Origin of the sequence: Roseibium sediminis, assembly GCF_008711325.1 — a bacterium.
In the GTDB taxonomy this organism is placed as follows: Bacteria; Pseudomonadota; Alphaproteobacteria; order Rhizobiales; family Stappiaceae; genus Roseibium; species Roseibium sediminis.
In genome coordinates this window covers 1-13,958 of sequence record NZ_VXDB01000015.1, presented here as the reverse complement: position 1 = coordinate 13,958, position 13,958 = coordinate 1, and the positions used below count along the sequence as shown (strand labels likewise).

At 56.7% G+C, this 13,958-nt stretch carries 13 protein-coding genes; 2 read left to right on the top strand and 11 right to left on the bottom strand.

The window, feature by feature from the left end; genetic code table 11:
* Positions 1-167: 167 nt before the first annotated feature.
* From F0155_RS15315 to F0155_RS15295, 5 genes are all read right to left on the bottom strand, one after another.
* On the bottom strand, positions 168-1,217 hold the full coding sequence (locus F0155_RS15315) for a glycosyltransferase family protein (RefSeq protein WP_150525415.1): 1,050 nt from the start codon (positions 1,215-1,217) through the stop codon (positions 168-170).
* Positions 1,218-1,311: 94 nt separating this feature from the next.
* Positions 1,312-3,675 carry a mechanosensitive ion channel family protein gene (locus tag F0155_RS15310; protein ID WP_208999306.1) on the bottom strand — a complete coding sequence of 788 codons (2,364 nt, stop codon included), beginning with the start codon at positions 3,673-3,675 and terminating at the stop codon, positions 1,312-1,314.
* A gap of 307 nt (positions 3,676-3,982) precedes the next feature.
* On the bottom strand, positions 3,983-5,068 hold the full coding sequence (locus F0155_RS15305; RefSeq protein ID WP_150525414.1) for a DUF2336 domain-containing protein: 1,086 nt from the start codon (positions 5,066-5,068) through the stop codon (positions 3,983-3,985).
* Between the two features lie 323 nt (positions 5,069-5,391).
* Positions 5,392-6,012 carry a 2-hydroxychromene-2-carboxylate isomerase gene (locus F0155_RS15300; protein WP_244303523.1) on the bottom strand — a complete coding sequence of 207 codons (621 nt, stop codon included), beginning with the start codon at positions 6,010-6,012 and terminating at the stop codon, positions 5,392-5,394.
* 40 nt (positions 6,013-6,052) lie between these two features.
* Complete coding sequence (locus F0155_RS15295; protein ID WP_150525412.1) at positions 6,053-6,691, bottom strand: helix-turn-helix transcriptional regulator; 639 nt, start codon at positions 6,689-6,691, stop codon at positions 6,053-6,055.
* Between the two features lie 403 nt (positions 6,692-7,094).
* On the opposite strand from F0155_RS15295, the gene F0155_RS15290 reads away from it, so the two are divergent.
* Positions 7,095-7,379 carry a DUF2293 domain-containing protein gene (locus tag F0155_RS15290; protein WP_342212478.1) on the top strand — a complete coding sequence of 95 codons (285 nt, stop codon included), beginning with the start codon at positions 7,095-7,097 and terminating at the stop codon, positions 7,377-7,379.
* Positions 7,380-7,490: 111 nt separating this feature from the next.
* Here the strand turns inward: F0155_RS15290 and F0155_RS15285 are convergent, their stop codons facing one another.
* The 4 genes from F0155_RS15285 to F0155_RS15270 form a co-directional block, all read right to left on the bottom strand.
* On the bottom strand, positions 7,491-8,075 hold the full coding sequence (locus F0155_RS15285; protein ID WP_150525410.1) for a hypothetical protein: 585 nt from the start codon (positions 8,073-8,075) through the stop codon (positions 7,491-7,493).
* Positions 8,076-8,120: 45 nt separating this feature from the next.
* Positions 8,121-8,513: a RidA family protein gene (locus F0155_RS15280; protein ID WP_150525409.1), complete on the bottom strand. Its 393-nt coding sequence runs from the start codon at positions 8,511-8,513 to the stop codon at positions 8,121-8,123.
* 140 nt (positions 8,514-8,653) lie between these two features.
* Positions 8,654-9,298 (bottom strand): PAS domain-containing protein, encoded by a 645-nt coding sequence (locus F0155_RS15275; RefSeq protein WP_150525408.1) that lies wholly within the window; start codon positions 9,296-9,298, stop codon positions 8,654-8,656.
* Between the two features lie 225 nt (positions 9,299-9,523).
* Complete coding sequence (locus tag F0155_RS15270) at positions 9,524-10,147, bottom strand: MOSC domain-containing protein (RefSeq protein ID WP_150525407.1); 624 nt, start codon at positions 10,145-10,147, stop codon at positions 9,524-9,526.
* 203 nt (positions 10,148-10,350) lie between these two features.
* Here F0155_RS15270 and F0155_RS15265 point away from each other — a divergent pair, with 203 nt between their 5' ends.
* On the top strand, positions 10,351-11,706 hold the full coding sequence (locus F0155_RS15265) for a hypothetical protein (RefSeq protein WP_150525406.1): 1,356 nt from the start codon (positions 10,351-10,353) through the stop codon (positions 11,704-11,706).
* Between the two features lie 74 nt (positions 11,707-11,780).
* Here F0155_RS15265 and ettA read toward each other — a convergent pair whose 3' ends face one another.
* The gene (gene ettA, locus F0155_RS15260) at positions 11,781-13,430 is read right to left on the bottom strand and encodes an energy-dependent translational throttle protein EttA (RefSeq protein ID WP_150525405.1); all 1,650 of its coding nucleotides are present in this window, start codon (positions 13,428-13,430) and stop codon (positions 11,781-11,783) included.
* A 95-nt stretch (positions 13,431-13,525) separates the two neighbouring features.
* Complete coding sequence (locus tag F0155_RS15255; RefSeq protein ID WP_150525404.1) at positions 13,526-13,903, bottom strand: hypothetical protein; 378 nt, start codon at positions 13,901-13,903, stop codon at positions 13,526-13,528.
* Positions 13,904-13,958 lie beyond the last annotated feature (55 nt).

The window sequence follows — 13,958 nt, the reverse complement described above, 5'->3', positions numbered from 1 at the left end:
AAAGTTTAATCCCCTTTGCTTAAGGGGGACTTGAGGCAAAGCCAAAAAACGTCAGAAAACAGCCATTTCCTCGAGCAACGGCTTACCAGCTGCCATCGTGGACAGCAGCAGGCGCGAGCCGAAACCTTTCGGTTACCAAGCTTTGGACAAGCGCAACACGTGATCGACTAGATCATCTTCCACAAGCGGAACTTCAAATTGCGATAGCGCCGCTGCACCGCACGAGCTGCCTTGAAGGCCGGGCTGACATCAAGACCTGCAGCCGAATGTCGCCCGGAGAGGAAGACTTCGTTGAAAACCTGCATCACCGCTTCAGGCCGGTAGGCCTGTACCGCTGCCCTCGCCGTGTCCCGATCTTGCTCGTTGGCAACATAGGACGTCAACAGACGGTAGAGATCCCCGCCGGTGCGATAGCACCATTCGGATTTGGGCGTCATCTCGATGTGGTTCTGGTCCATCCCGCCAGCCCAGCTGAACACGGGCCGCCCGAGCATGAAGAACTCTGCCGTCGCCAATCCGAAACTCTCGCCGATCTTCTTGGCATTGAGGCCAACGTCACAGGTGGCAATAAAGCGTGCCTTTTCCGTCATGGACACGATGGAGGGAAGAAACAGGGCCCGTGGATGTTCCACAAACCGTTCGGTATTCACAAAAACGCAGTAAAGGTCCTGTCGATCCTTGAGCGCGCGAATGACCGCCTTTTTCGCCATCGGCAGATTGAACTGGTCAAAACCGCCGTAGCGTCCCGCCACAAAGGCAGCAGCCGGGATACCAAGTTCGGCCCGCATATCTCCTTCAGGTTCCGGCATCGTGACAATGTGAGGCACAGCCGGAGCCTGACCGCCCGTCATCCAGTCGGACAGCCAGGAAGATACATAGGCATAGACATCACCATGCGGCTCGAAATGCCGGAAAACGGCATGCACTCCGGAACGCCGCGCGGTGACGGGCAGAACGCGCCTGCGACCGTCGGTGATGTAGTAGCAAAAATCGAGATCATGGGGCGCGGAGAGTTCGGGCAGTTCTGCCCGATCCTCAAAGGGGACCAGCGTCAGGTTCGCCGCAAACTTGTCGACCACGTCTGGAACACTGCGCTGCGGGCAGTAGAAGACCACTGCCTCGTGCCCGAGGAATTCCTGAACACCTTTCGCATAATCATAGAGCGCGACACTTGTGCCGCGCTCGTTGATTGCATCTGCGTCAAACCCAATCCGCATCGCTTCCCAACTTCCCGGATGAAACCAGCCCGCTCCTGATGCAACAGCGCGGCGCTGATTTCAATGGGAGAAGACAGCGAGCAGGCCGCTGCTGCTAGAGCTGGTCTCCACCATCTCCGCCGCCTGCGCCGTCCTCATCATCGATGATACCGGCCGCACCGGCCCCGGCAGCAGCTGCCGCCTTGAGCGCATCCGGCGTCATGTGTTTGGGGCCAAGCTCTTCACCGTTTTCATTTGCCACACGTACGGTGACCTGACGATGGGCGAACTTGATGCCGTTCTCTTCGAAGAGTTCCTGCAGGCCTGCAAAGACAACCTTGCGAAGTTCGAACTGCTTGCCCGGCTTTGCGGTGAATTTCACACGCGCAATCATGGCTGAATCCTCGAACGAGGTGATGCCCTGCGACTTCAGCGGCTGCAGGAACATCGGGCCATAATATTCGTCTTCCAGAAGCTGCTGGCCGAACTTCTTGATGATCTTGCGCATCTTGTCGACATCCGTGTCGTAGGTGACACGGAAGGCGAGCTTCATAATGGCCCAGTCACGGGAGAAGTTCTGGACATGCTGGATTTCCCCAAACGGCACGGTGGTCAGGGCGCCACGGTGATGGCGAAGCTGCATGGAGCGGATCGAGATCTTCTCCACGACCCCCTTTGCACTGCCGATATCGATATACTCGCCTTTCCGGAAAGCATCATCGATCAGGTAGAACGCACCGGAGAAGATGTCCCGGATCAGGGTTTGCGCGCCGAAACCAACCGCAAGACCGACAACACCGGCACCGGCGAAGAGCGGTGCGATATTGACCCCGAGTTCCGACAGAACCAGCATCACCACGATGACAAAGATGGTGATCAGCAGGAAATTGCGGAAGATCGGCAACAGGGTTGCGATCCGGCTTTCCCCCGCCCCGCCAACTTCGGCTTCCTCGTCCTGCTCTGTCGGGCTCTCCTTCGCGATCTGCTGGTCGATCAAGATCTTGACCGCCTCATAGGCCATGTATCCCAGGAAGACGATCAGCAGGACTTCAAGGAAGTCACCAAGCAGGGACGGTCCGTCCGTCAGGGCCGCACCGCCCCAGAAATAGCCGAGCAACTGCAACGCACCGAAGGCAACGATGATGCGGGCACCTCGATCAAGCAATCCGCGGAACGGAGCTCGGTCTGATTCGTTGTCAGCTGCGATGGCGCGCGCTTCAGCCCGGCTACTTGCTTCATCAAATTCCTCGCCGCGAGCATCCGATTGCTTCTTCAGTTCTTCAAGGACGGCATCCACTTTCTTCGGAGTATCAAGCCGGGGAAGCAGGACGCGGTCGATGAACAGGATCATCAGGCCATAGGCCGAGGCCGCAGCGATCGCCAGCTGGATCGGAGCGGCAACGAGGTTTGTTGCCGTATCAATATTCAGCAGCAGGCGGATGGAGGAAGCTACCCAGGCAAAGATGAAGTAGATGACAATCGGGATATGCCATCCACCGCCGAGAACCCGACGCCACAGCGACGCGTCTTTGGCATCTCCGCGAATGGCCTGTCCGATGACTTTCCTGAAATAGATCGCGTTGAAGCTGAGGGTAACCATGCTAAGGAACATGGCCCCGATGAGGACCAGCTTGTGAGCATCCTCGGGCAGCCCCAGCCTGAGCATCCAGTCGCATATCGCAATCGCCGTGAAGGAGATCCCGGCTCCGGCAACAAGGAACCAATAGAGCCTTGTTGCGTCATGATCGGAAAACGGTGGCAACCGGTAATGGGACGTCCCCGGCGCAAGAATGGCAAAAAGGACGATGCGCAAGAAGCGAAACAGCGCATAAAATGAAATCGCAACGATTGCGGTCTGGTTTGCAGCTTCAGGGCCACGGTTCAATATGAGAACGACGAGGCCGGCAACAGCAACGAATACGATTAGCCCAGATGTCATGATCAGGGCACGAAGGAACAGATAGGCGAGTTTGTCCGCCCTTTCGAAAACCTCTTCCTTGTAGATGTAGCCGAACTGCTTCCTTGTCCAGCGATAGAACAGGTTCAGGGCAATGATACCAGCAACGAGTCCCGCCAACATAACCAGAATTGAATCCCAGACCCAATCAGTTGTGCCATCATCGTCCTGTGCGGCCAAAGTAGCCGTCATTTGAGATCGCAATAGCGGCCCATTCGCCAAAATGCGCTTGAATTCGTCCCGCGCCTCGATGGCTCCGTGAACAATCTTGTTGATCGTGAGACCCGCCTCCTGCTCAAGCGAAGGCTCGGCGGGAGTTTGTGCCGTGGCAGGCTCGGCAGCCGGCGCTTGGGGCGCCTCGGCACCTTTCTCCTGAGAGGTTATGACCGACAACAAGCCCTGAGCCTGAACTGGCTCGGCAGCTTGAATACCAAGGGAAACCAGACCGAAAAGGACGACAAAAAAGATCAAGCCCTTGCGCATCAGCCCAGCGGAAAATGATCGAATACCAATATCGTTCACGATCGTGCCTCACATCAAAGATCACGCACTTGAAAAATGTGCGAATGCCCTAAAAAGCACGATTTCAGGCTGGATTAAACCCCCTAGAAATATATAGTTTTTCCAAGCCTAACCGGCGGCTGAATACTCGGCTCGCGCGCCCGGGAGACGGGCGAGCGGGAGCACTGCCAACCTATGGGAGAGGTCTCGATCCCACGCCATGAACGGATTGGCCAAGGCGTTGAAGCCTCGGCCAGACGCTCGACCGCACGCTGGTCCGGAACCTTCTCCTCCTCGCAACATAAGACCTGCTTGGCCCGAGCGTTGATCAATTGAGGGAGGCACCACTCCAGTGGGCAACCATGGCGGCTGCCTCTTTTGGGCTGAGAGCTTCATACTTGCGCATGGCCAATGCGCGCAGCTTCTGTCCCAAACGGTGTTTCCATGGCCCGGTCATCAGCAAGAGGCCGATTGTCGATGCGGAAAAGCCCGTTGCTTTTGCAACGACAAGAAATGGCTGTGGATCGGGACGCACCATCCAGTGACTGGCTTCCTGAATGCCGCACCGTGCCATCCAGGCAAAACAGGCCACGACTTCGGCAAACCGGTCTTCCCTTGCAAACTGTAACAGTACCGCCTCCGTTATCGGTGCTTTCTTGGAGAGTGCCAGAACACGACCGCGCGCGGTCTCGAAGTCGTATCGCTTGAGCCAGAACTGGTTGGACATGCGCTGTTCGGCCTGACGCCGCGCCTCATTCAACCGCGAAGCCTCGATCACTTCCCCCTTCAGACTCAGCTTCCGGCGAACCTCTTCACCGGCAATGCGCGTCAAGGCCTGAATGTGACGGTCGGCAAGGTCTGGTCTCTCGCTCAAAAAGGCCTGCAACGTGGCATCCGCCTGCGCTTCCAAGACGAGTCGATCCATGCCGTCGCCGGAAAAGCTGGCGCCCGTGTTTCCCGCAACGCGCCGCTTGACCACGATGTCACCGCGTTGAACCAGAACGTCGGTGACATCGCTCGAAAGAAGATCCCGTTGGGCGATTGCATAAAGATGCTCGTTGCCTTTCGACCTTGCGACCCGGATCAGATCCGTATCCCGCAAGGCAGTCGAGCGCACCAGAAGCGGCTCGGCAATGTCGATCGTGTCTTCGACAAGCATCCGAACCGTCTCTTCCGGCGCCCGGCGAAGACCGGCAAGTTGCCCGGCGACAAATGCGCGAACCTCGCCCTCAACCATCGAGACAAGGCGCGAAAGAACGGAATCGTAGATATCAACCTGCTCGTCGGAACATCGGTCTGATGTCAGCACAAACAACGTCGCAACGTGACGGGTCAACTCCTCGCGGCGGGCCTTTCCGGCTTCTCCGGCAAGGTTTGAAAAATTGACGAGTTCGGTCTTGGCTTCCTGGAACATGATGACTGGCCGAGCTTTCTGATTGTGAACTGCCCGGAGCATTGGCGGTAAAAATAAAAAAGACCGGAACAGGTTGGTTTCGACTGTATTAAAGTATGATTCAAATTCTAAAGAAGGAATACAAGCGCCTTAGACTTAGAACTGAAGCATATGAAAAATATAAGAAAAGATGCATTCCTGATTACCGAGAAATTTGGACATATAGTCCGAGGATACGCCAAAATATTTCTGGAAAAGTCGAATTCTTATAATTTACGTTACGTAAGTTTTTGCTGGATTTTTATCAATGGAACGATTGATGTAAGCGGTTCGATCTTGCCGGACTACCCTTGAGCATGTGTTTGCTGATCCAAAGTCCATGCAATGGCTTTCTCAAGCCGGTCATCGCCCCAAAAAAGCTCGCCATCCGAGGTTGTAAAGGACGGCGCACCATAAAGACCCTGTTCCAGCGCCTGCTCGGTGTTCTTTCGAAGCAGGTCCTTGATGCGAATATCTGTCCTGGCCGCTTCGAGACAGGCGGAAGCTTCAACCCCGAGGCCCTCCAGAACCGGTTGCAGGTCCGACGGTGCGGCAATGCTGTTCCCATCTGCAAATTGACGTAAATAGGTCTGGCGAACGAAATCCTGTCCCCACCCAGCTTCCAGTCCAATGAGCGCAAGACGGGACGCAAGAAGGCTATGCTGCGGAAACGGGTCAGGCTTGAGAACTGGCGGAAGACCCAGTTCCCTAGCCCTGCGGTCCGTGTCCCGCCACATGTTGCGTCCCTTAGCCTCGTAAATGTTGAAGGGGGACGTCTCCCATCCTTGTGCCCTGAATATGGGACCGAGCAGGAAAGGGCGCCATGAGACTTCCAAGCCCGCCACACGACACAGCTCTTCAATGCGCATCGCGGAAAGATAAGAATATGTAGAACCGAATTCGAACCAGAATGTCAGCTGCGCCACATGCTGTTCCTCAGTTGGGCACATCGGCCAATTGTCGTTGTCATGCTGCCCGTCGTTTCAAGGGAGTTATCCGGTAGACGCAGCGACGCCCGCCGGACAGAAGATGCTCCTCCCGTTCGACCGCTGCATCCGGTCCAAGCACTTTCCTGAAAAGGTTCAATTCGGACCGGCAAAATCCCTGGCACGCAGCCGCTGCTGCACATATCGAACAATGGTTCTCGATCAGCAGCAATCCGTCAGACGTTTCTTCAACCTCTGCCATATAGCCTTCTCGGCTGCGAAGGTCGGCAAGGGCTTCAACACGTGCCTTCAGAGTTGTCAGGGGAGCAAGGGCATTCGCATAACAGTCTTCCGCCTGCTTTTCCCGATGCGCAATCAGAGCGTTGATGCCCTCCTCGCCGTAAAGCTCGTTCAAGCCTCCCAGCAAGCCAACAATCAGGTTGGAATGATTGTCCGGAAATTGCCGATGCCCGTCAGCAGTCAGCGACCAGATTCGCTTCGGGCGACCCACTGACCCCTTGATGTCCTCGAACTTCACCAGCTCGTCTTCGTGGAGCCCATCAAGATGCTGCCGGATGGCAACCGGCGTCACACTGAGCATGGCAGCCAAATCCGCCGCAGTTTGCGGACCGGAGGACTTGAGAAGGTTCAAAAGGCGGGTGCGAGTTCGATCAGCCATGACGAAACCATACACGGGCCCTCCTTTAAAAAAAAGAATTTCTTTTTTTATTGCAGCATCGAATTTCCTTCGACATAAAAAGAAAGGTTTTCATTTCTTTATATCGTGAGGTCCGATGGCTAATGTTGAACGCAACCGCACTTTCATTCGAAGGTGGATAGAAATCTTGACGGCACGGACCAACCGGAACAATGCCCCAAACGGGACATATCGCACCTTGCCGGACGATCTTCTGTACGATGTTATTCCCAACGAGTCCCCCTTGCGAAAGGAACACCGGCAACGGGTCGCAGACGTTGCCCGGGCCACGTGGTTCAAATACGGTGTTGATGACAGGTAGCCAAACAGAAAAGAGACGCCGCGCGTGACCGGGGGAACCAAAAGACAGAAAGAGGCCCGAAAAATGTTACGGGCCCTCCTCCCGCGCGTGCCGTATATCGACGCGGAAGCCATACTGGATAGCGCCCTCGCCGGACATCTGCGCCACCTGCCGCCGTCCATCGCAGTCTGGCAAGCCACCACCAGCCATATCCGGCACCAACACACCGACTATGACAGTCTGCTCGACGAGGGATACGACCGCGACGCTGCCCGGTTTTTCGTCATCGACGACATGAACATGGTTCTGGAAACCTGGGGAAGCGGAAGACGGGTCGAGGAAAAAGACGATGAGCTATCCTCCGGATAGAGCATTTCCAGGCGAAGTCGATACCGGTTCGCCGTCAGGAAATGCGCCAAATCAAATATTTAGAACACATCGAGTGATTCAGTGAATGCGAGACGTGCTCCAGTCACCAGATCATCGAAGCACACGGCCAATCATTCTGGAAAAGAGGCTTGGTTTTGCAGGCCGCTGAATTTCGAAGATGTCCCTGAACTCGTTGCGCTCGAAAACAACATCGTGGCGAAAGTCCAGAACCGCCTCGACAAGACTGAGCGGAACTTCGAACATGTGATCGCAGGCTGTGGGCTCCGCCTCCGCGTTCTGTGCTGCAACTTGTGTATCGCGAATGACGGAGAACGCAGCAGGCAGATCGCCGCTGGCATCAAGATTGAAGACATCTCCCTGAGATCCGGTGTGAGACACTTTCCAGACCCGCCGCCCCGCCTTCCAACACTGCACGGCGGAGTACATCACGCCTTCATGAACTTCGCAGGCAACAATCTCGAAACGTGAAGAGAGGTCACACAGCAAGTTTTCGTTTCGGCTGACCCAGTCAGGATATTCCATGCGAACGAGTGTCCACTCACTGTTTGGCCTGTCTGCAATCCACGAGAGATCGAACAACCCACCTTCCAGCTGTGGTCCGAGGGTAAGACCCAGCGCTTCGCTGGCGTCCTTCAATCCGCAGCGCAAACCTGCATAACTAACCTTGAAACCCATTCTTCCGCCTATTCCCGGACAGTCTGAAATCGGCGCGGCAAGACGTTACGGCCGCCGCGCAATGAGATCGATCTCGACGAGCGCGTTGACAGCCAGGCCGGAGACGCCGACGCAGGTGCGTGCCGGCAGCTTGCCCTTCTCGAAGAAACTCTCATACGTCTGGTTCATGACGGCATAGTCGCGATCGAATTCCGTCAGATAGGCACGCACCATCGTCACGTTCTGCAAGGACAGTCCCAGCCCGGCAAGAACCAGCTTCAGGTTCTCCATCACGCGAATGGTCTGGGCCTCGACCCCGTCCGGCAAGGGCGCGGTCGGATCGTTTGGATCAGTTGGCATCTGGCCGGTAATGAAGACCCAACCATCGGTTTCCACGGCGTGTGAAAACGGGCCGACCGGCGTCGGCGCGGCATCGACCATATGGTGAATTGGCAACATGTTTCCTCCCTTGCTGGAGGCGAACGTTGCCAGAAGGGATCACCAAGTTCCACCGCTTAAAAGATGTCGGGAGCGGAATTGCGCGCCGGAACAGGAGACCGGCACATCCGCACGACGCCTCCGGCGCGCTTCAAACGCTGCTAACGCTTCAAATGGCCATACAGACGCTCGAAACAGCTTGGACAAAACCCGTGGGAGATCTTGTGGTCCTTCAGGTAGTCCTCAATGGACACCCAGCCGTTTTCATTGTCGCCGCCCGATGCATCATCCGCCTGAACGGACTTGCAGACAGAACACATCGGCAGAAAGGTTGAAAGCGCCTGTTCGGTAATGCGGCTGAGGGAAATATCCTTCGCCGAGCCAATGATACGGATGACGCCGGATTTGGTGCGAATGGGCATCAAGGACGTCGACCACCAGCCGTGCCCGCCGGGTAGCTCCAGCTCCTCCACGTAGCTGATTTGCTCCCACGTCTCGGTCGCCAAAGAATAATTCTCGTAAAGGTGCTGGAGGACGTCACCGGGACACCAGCTGCTCATGGGTTGCCCAACTTCATCGCGCAGTCCGGACAGCTTGGTGTGCAGATCGTTGAGCGCAACGATGGTCCAGTCGACTGGACGCTGGGATGTCTGCTCCAGCACGAACATGGCCGTCGGAATGGCCTCAATGAGAAGCTTCAACGGAGAAGTGACATCGGCATGGCCGCGCACCTTGCCGAAGAGGATGTGGTCATCCTCAAGGACCTTCCCCTTCACTCCTGTATGGGTCAAACTCACCCGTTTCATGTTCACCTCACGCTACCGGAAGCGATCAACGTAGGGTAAGCCTACAGCAAAGAGACTACGTATTCCCACTTAATTTTGGGCATATGCACGTTTTTGAGAAAAATAAAACAATTGCTATTTCAATGATTTAAAACCTATAGTTGCTAATAGGTTGCGTTGACGCATTGGAGACTCATTTCGTCCACTCAGCCCAACACAAAGCAAACGTGACACACTTGGCCAGCTCTACTCGGGAACGTAGATCCACTGTTCCGGAATATGGGCCGTCACCGTTTCTCCCGCGCGAATGGTACCGGGGATTTCGACATATCCGACCAGGCCGCGCAACTTGCGCGCCACCTTGGGAAACAGCAGGTCCAACCCGTCACGCTGCGGGTACTTCTCGTCAATGGCACTGCCGGCAAACCGGCACGGTGCATTGTCACCATCCACGCGAATGACAACGCCACCCTCAAAGACAAGGCGCGTGCGCGGCGGAACGAGCGAGAGGCTCGCAATTCCGGAAACGAGGATATTGCCGCCGATCCATTCTGCCTTCAGCTCCGGAATGTCCATCCGTCGGGCAATCAGTCGAAGCTCTTCGCTCGACAGGATCGAGATCTGGCGCTCGTTGCACATCTCGGTGCCGCGCGGATACCACGGTTCGCGTCCGCCGGACTTGCGCGTAAACCCGCCATGACGGTCACCGGGAATGCCTTCAAATGTCAGGGGCAGTGCCTCAACCGCAGCGGTCTGGAAATCCTCGACTGTCGGCGTGGCAAAGACACCCTCCGTCTTGCCGGCAACCTTGCGGGCGCGGGCATGGTGCAGCAGTTCGATCTCTTCATCGCCAAAAAGATTGGTCGGCATCGGGTGTCCCTTCTGATTTGCGCCGTACCCTAATCGAGAGCCCCCCGTGAAACAAATGAATGAGATTGATCAAAAACGGGGTTTTGCTGATAGATACGGGTGGTCAGATCATGTGAAACCCAACCCTGCGAGCAGCCCGGTTTCACGCTCGGCTCTCTGAAACGTCCTGATATCAAAAGCGATGTCACACGAGGATGCTTTCCATGACAGTCACGATCACGTTGCAGGACAAGACCGGATTTTCGACACGCGGCGGGGCAGCCATTTGGGTGGCAGGCTGGATCAATGGCGGCGATGCCACCACCTTCCAGACACTGCAGGCCGACGGAAGCTTCGGACCAGCTGCCGACACCCTGCCCTTCTTTCAGGCGACATCCCTTCCGGGCATCACGCTGAGCGCTGCGACCAACGGCAACGACCGCCTGCTGTTCGTCGCCAGCAGCTCGCAACCGAGCCCGCTTGCCATCGCCAATGCCACGCCGATCCAGTATGCGCAGTATCCCTATGCCGGTGAACCGGCCAGCAGCATTGCCCCTCCCGGCCCGTTTGACATCCTCGAATTCGGACTGGGAGCCGCCTTTAATCTCAGCGCCGTCAACGGCTTCGGCCTGAACCTCTCCTTCTCGGCAACGCCCGATGGCACAACCACCGTTCAGAATTTCGGCGTTCGGCCGGATATCTCGCGGGCACAGATTGCCAGCGCATGGTCGGCGTTCATCGTCAACGAGACCAAGGCCTATCCGCCTGCCGCCGCTTTTGAAGGCCTTCTCTACTCAGAGCCCCTGCCCGGCCAGAGCTGGATGCCGCCGCTGGTCGACGGGCAGTTCTTTGCCCTGTGCGACCCGAACGACATGCTGGCCGCTCGCACGCAGAACTACACCGGAACCACCAGTGATCCGCTGGCCAGCTTCTGGGACAAGACGCTGGACGACTTCTTTCGCGAAGGCAATTTCCTGTCGATCAATCTTGGATCGGAAACAGCCAGGAACGTGTATCAGGGCATGGCGAGGTCCATGATCAACCCCAAGACAGGCGTGCAATGTGTTGCCTATCACCTGTCCAACGGGACCAACTCCTATGCCTTCTTCAAGCCGATTTCTGCGCCGAACGCCGCCCCCGGCCTGACCGGTGCAGCCTATGTGTTCCAGCAGGCCTTTGGCGACCTGACCCCGGCGGGCAGCGGCGCTGACGCGGGGCTTCTGCAAGACAGCATCTGGGAGGCGCTTTGCCGGGGCGTTGCCATGGACGGGGTGATGGAAGTCTGTGCGACAGACGCCTCTCTTGGCGGTTTCACCACCCGCGCCTGGAACACCTGGAAAAACTGGTATACCTCGGGCAAGGCCTGTCACTTCTACGCCAAGTTCCTGCATTGCAGCGACGTCGACGGCAATGACAGCCGCGTCAGCGGCAAGCCGCCAATCTTCTATGGCGGCGCAGCCTATGGCTATTCGATGGACGAGACCCCCGTCGGCCCCTATTCCGGGCCCAACGTTCCGTCCAAGACAGTGGGCACTGTTTCATCTGGAACGGTGACGGTCACCATCGGGCCATGGAGCTGACGCTGCTTCCTGCAAACGACAAAAGGCGGAGCCGGTGGCTCCGCCTTCTAGGTTCTCTCCGACCGTGATCCGACTTAGCGGGTCAGCGGCTTGTACTTGATGCGGCGCGGGTCGGCGGCGTGAGCCCCGAGGCGGCGGACCTTGTCCTTCTCGTAGTCCTCGAAGTTGCCTTCGAACCACTCCACGTGGCTGTCACCTTCAAAGGCCAGCATGTGCGTGGCCAGACGGTCCATGAACATACGATCGTGCGAGATGACCACGGCGCAACCGGCGTAGTTTTCCAGCGCGTCTTCGAGAGCGGCCAGCGTTTCGGTGTCGAGGTCGTTGGTCGGCTCATCGAGCAGCAGAACGTTTGCGCCCTTCTTCAGAACCTTGGCCAGATGCACACGGTTGCGCTGACCACCAGAGAGGTCGCCCACCTTTGCCTGCTGAGCCGGGCCCTTGAAGTTGAAGGACGAGCAATAGGCGCGGGAGTTGATTTCCTTGCCATCGAGATAGATGATCTCGTTGCCGTCGGAGATTTCTTCCCAGACCGTCTTGTTCGGGTCCAGCTTGTCGCGCGACTGGTCGACATAGCCAAGGCGCACGCTGTCGCCGATGATAACTTCACCATTGTCCGGCTTTTCCTGACCGGTGATCATCTTGAACAGTGTGGTCTTGCCGGCGCCGTTCGGGCCAATCACGCCAACAATGCCACCGCGCGGCAGCTTGAAGGACAGATCGTCGATCAGCAGGCGGTCTTCAAAGCCCTTGGAAACGCCCTTGAGCTCGATAACGTTGGCACCGAGGCGCTCGCCGACCGGAATGAGGATCTGCTCGATTGTCGGCAAACGCTCTTCCTGCGCGGAGACCAGATCTTCATAGGCGCGGATACGGGCCTTGGATTTGGTCTGACGGCCTTTCGGCGACATGCCCATCCACTCGCGCTCGCGGGCAATTGCCTTGGAGCGGGCCATGTTCTCGCGGCCTTCCTGCTCCATGCGCTTGGTCTTCTTTTCCAGATAGACCGAGTAGTTGCCTTCGTACGGGATGCCCTGACCGCGGTCGAGCTCCAGAATCCAGCCCGTCACGTTGTCGAGGAAGTAACGGTCGTGGGTGATGATCAGCACGGAGCCCTTGAACTCGCGCAGGTGGCGTTCCAGCCAGTGCGTGGTTTCAGCGTCAAGGTGGTTGGTCGGCTCGTCAAGCAGCAGCAGGTCCGGCTCGGAAAGCAGCAGCTTGCAGAGCGCCACGCGGCGGCGCTCACCACCGGACAGGTTGTCAACCGGGCTGTCGGACGGCGGGCAGCGCAGGGCTTCCATGGCCATCTCGACCTTGCTTTCAAGGTTCCACAGGTCTTCGCTGTCGATGATGTCCTGAAGCTTGGCCCCTTCCTCGGCGGTCTCGTCCGAGTAGTTCATCATCAGTTCGTTGTAGCGGTCGACAATGGCCTGCTTGTGGGCAACGCCTTCCATGACGTTTTCAAGCACGTTCTTGGTGTTGTCGAGCTGCGGCTCCTGCGGCAGGTAACCAACCTTCGCCCCCTCGGCCGCCCAGGCCTCACCGGAATACTCCTTGTCGATTCCGGCCATGATCTTCAGAAGCGTCGACTTACCCGCACCGTTCGGGCCCAGGATACCGATCTTGGCGTCCGGGTAGAACGACAGGTGAATGTTGTCGAGGACTTTCTTGTTGTTATAGGCCTTGGAGAGGCCATGCATGTGATAGATGAACTGGCGCGCCATGGGGCTCCGCTTCTCCACGTTTGAAAATGTCGGGATTCTTTACCAAACTTGCGCGGAGTTTTAGGGGAAAGTTGGCGTGGGGGCAATGGGGGAGGTCATATTCCCTCACCCGCACTCCAGTCCTTAAATTCGAGGATATTATCCATTTGTTGAATTGATACACCTTCTCCAAGCTCGAACTTCCAAAAACCCTCACTTTCCTTCCCGTCAGGAAAAGTAGCACCGCACCATTCAATCACACGTTTTGAACATTTTTCGAATCTACGCAGCAGGTCGTTTAAATGGGCATCCAAACCTGAGTAACCGAACAAGATGACCTCTTCGCTTTCACTTAATGCCTCTGTCAAATGATCCCAGTACGCTGACAGGACTTTTGACGAAGATATTATAGATCTTTTATGCTTCACATGTGTAAGAACCAAGTGAGTAGATTCAATAGGATCACCGAATTCACTTCGTTTGCGCTTCTTCACAGCTGGACACCCGCAAAAACCTCGCGCTGTTGGATGATTTCTGATTCACTGGCTT

What these genes read in the sequence shown, in the direction of transcription:
- ettA (WP_150525405.1), bottom strand. Translation starts at nt 13,430, where the DNA reads ATGGCGCGCCAGTTCATCTATCACATGCATGGCCTCTCCAAGGCCTAT.
- F0155_RS15275 (WP_150525408.1), bottom strand. Translation starts at nt 9,298, where the DNA reads ATGAAACGGGTGAGTTTGACCCATACAGGAGTGAAGGGGAAGGTCCTT.
- F0155_RS15305 (WP_150525414.1), bottom strand. Translation starts at nt 5,068, where the DNA reads ATGTTCCAGGAAGCCAAGACCGAACTCGTCAATTTTTCAAACCTTGCC.
- F0155_RS15315 (WP_150525415.1), bottom strand. Translation starts at nt 1,217, where the DNA reads ATGCGGATTGGGTTTGACGCAGATGCAATCAACGAGCGCGGCACAAGT.
- F0155_RS15265 (WP_150525406.1), top strand. Translation starts at nt 10,351, where the DNA reads ATGACAGTCACGATCACGTTGCAGGACAAGACCGGATTTTCGACACGC.
- F0155_RS15295 (WP_150525412.1), bottom strand. Translation starts at nt 6,691, where the DNA reads ATGGCTGATCGAACTCGCACCCGCCTTTTGAACCTTCTCAAGTCCTCC.
- F0155_RS15280 (WP_150525409.1), bottom strand. Translation starts at nt 8,513, where the DNA reads ATGTTGCCAATTCACCATATGGTCGATGCCGCGCCGACGCCGGTCGGC.
- F0155_RS15285 (WP_150525410.1), bottom strand. Translation starts at nt 8,075, where the DNA reads ATGGGTTTCAAGGTTAGTTATGCAGGTTTGCGCTGCGGATTGAAGGAC.
- F0155_RS15270 (WP_150525407.1), bottom strand. Translation starts at nt 10,147, where the DNA reads ATGCCGACCAATCTTTTTGGCGATGAAGAGATCGAACTGCTGCACCAT.
- F0155_RS15290 (WP_342212478.1), top strand. Translation starts at nt 7,095, where the DNA reads ATGTTACGGGCCCTCCTCCCGCGCGTGCCGTATATCGACGCGGAAGCC.